We start from the raw sequence: 2,066 nt of genomic DNA on the forward strand, positions 1-2,066 counted from the left end.
GTTTTAGGGTTCTCGTTTGTTACTGAATTAGCCAAAAAACTGTATAAAATCTCGCATACTCTTAACGTGGTTTTTTTCCGAAATGCGGTGGAACCCCACTTTGGACCCTTAAGTTAATGGGTATGTGGGGATACCTTTATAAGTGAAAATTAAAGTCCGTGTTTATGCTTGATGTTTGAATGTAAACAATTCATTATCAGGTACTTGCAAAACACTCTTATTAGTATTTTTAACAGAGATACGGCCAGTTCTGTTTCTTTCTAAAGAATCTTGAATACTATCGGTTATTTTATTCGCAGCCAGAACAGTTAAACTAAAGAGGATTATCGGAACCATTGGAATCCAGGTATCTGAAGACAGAGAAGGATAGTACTTCCCAATTAACCCAGTCCACTCATGTGTTACCGAATCAGCATCATCACCATAAAGAACAGTTCCACCAAAAAACAAAGTTAGTAAACCTAAATGAAGCAACAATGTTAGTGTTTGTACGAATTGTTGCATAAGCATAATTATAAATGTTGGAATTAGGTGAGGAAGAATGTGCTTAATAACAATGTATAATTTTCCGCCGCCAAGTATCTTTGCGGCTTCAATAAACTCTTCGGTTTGCATTTTTCTTACTTCATTTGCAACATATAATGATAGAGTTGGAACACTTAAAAGAACAATCACAGCCAATTGGAATAGGAGTCTTTGGTAAAATGGAGCCGGTATCGTTCCATTTTCATAAATAAGTACTTCTGATAATATAAAATAACAAATCATAACCATTGGTACGATTGTAAAACTATCAAAAAATGCTTCTATTTTTTTAAAACCTCTTTTAACATATGCACCAAGTAAAAAACCAACTATGATACCTAGCATCATACGTAAAATGGCTACTACTATTGCAAACCCAATAGTCCATTTAGCCCCCTCAATTATCAAATTGAGTAAGTCGTACCCTGATCTGTCGGTACCAAATAAAAATTGCATTGAAGGTGGAAATGGAGGTACTTCAGGATAACCAGTTTTATCATATTGAAGGATTACTTGGTGTATATGCCCATCATTAAAAATAGTATTTCCTATACTTAGGACCATTAATATTGTTAAAAATGAACCACCTAACCAGAACCTTTTATCGTGCTTTAAATAACTCCACATATTAAATTTTCTCCTTCATCGCAGTAGGTACAACCCAATGAAAACATTTAAAAATCAAGAATATTGGTAAGTAGATTAACATTAATCCAACCGTAAAAACCTCTATACTTTGATAAGTTTTAATAAATACAAAGAATCCAAGAGTATTGAATATCGATTCTATTATGTATAAGTTAGAGAGCATAAACCATATATTAGCTTTTACAAAGAACAAAGTGCTTAATAGTACGTTTCTTAGTACATGGCGGTTTAAAATATGAAGACGATCCATCCCCTTTGCAGCAGCGAACAATACATAATCCTTTCTCAACTCATCCTCAAATCTTAGAAGTAAGAACTTAACAAACATGATAACGGTAGGTATACAAAAACAGATAATTGGTAAGAGTCGCACCTTCTGGTCTCCAATTCCTGCTACTTGTGCTGCCATAACACCAGTTTTCTGGAATATCCATACCACCAGCAATTGGGAACCAACAATAAACAATATGTCAGGTAAAGATTGAAGAAATAACATGAATTCTTTAATCCTATTCTGCCATTTTTCGTTAACCCTTAAGATTACGTGTACTAGTATAAATGACACTATTAATGAAACAATCAGTGAAATTGAGAGTATAACCATCGTCTCTTTATAGTGAAAAAATATTTGTGGGAACAAATCCTTTTTAATCTTCAGACCATACTGCATAGATGAAGCATGTAGTATTATCTTCTCGCAAATGTTATAAATACTACTAAAATACCCTGGAATATCTATTGAAAGCCCTTTGAATAGAATTGGTAGAGAGCCAACCGCTAGTATACCGACAAACGACAACAATAGATGAATAATTAGCTCCCAGCCTGATAGAATGATTTTCCTCGACACAGAACCACATCCTCCTTACTTAATTTCCCATCCTCAATAATAG

At 33.9% G+C, this 2,066-nt stretch carries 2 protein-coding genes; both read right to left on the bottom strand.

The window, feature by feature from the left end; genetic code table 11:
- Positions 1-162: 162 nt before the first annotated feature.
- The gene (locus tag AB4Y86_RS17580; RefSeq protein ID WP_087996871.1) at positions 163-1,152 is read right to left on the bottom strand and encodes an ABC transporter permease; all 990 of its coding nucleotides are present in this window, start codon (positions 1,150-1,152) and stop codon (positions 163-165) included.
- Between the two features lies 1 nt (position 1,153).
- Positions 1,154-2,023 (bottom strand): ABC transporter permease subunit, encoded by an 870-nt coding sequence (locus AB4Y86_RS17585; protein ID WP_087996873.1) that lies wholly within the window; start codon positions 2,021-2,023, stop codon positions 1,154-1,156.
- Positions 2,024-2,066: the final 43 nt, after the last annotated feature.

It is taken from the genome of Arthrobacter sp. 2YAF22_2 (assembly GCF_052114645.1).
In the GTDB taxonomy this organism is placed as follows: Bacteria; Actinomycetota; Actinomycetes; order Actinomycetales; family Micrococcaceae; genus Arthrobacter.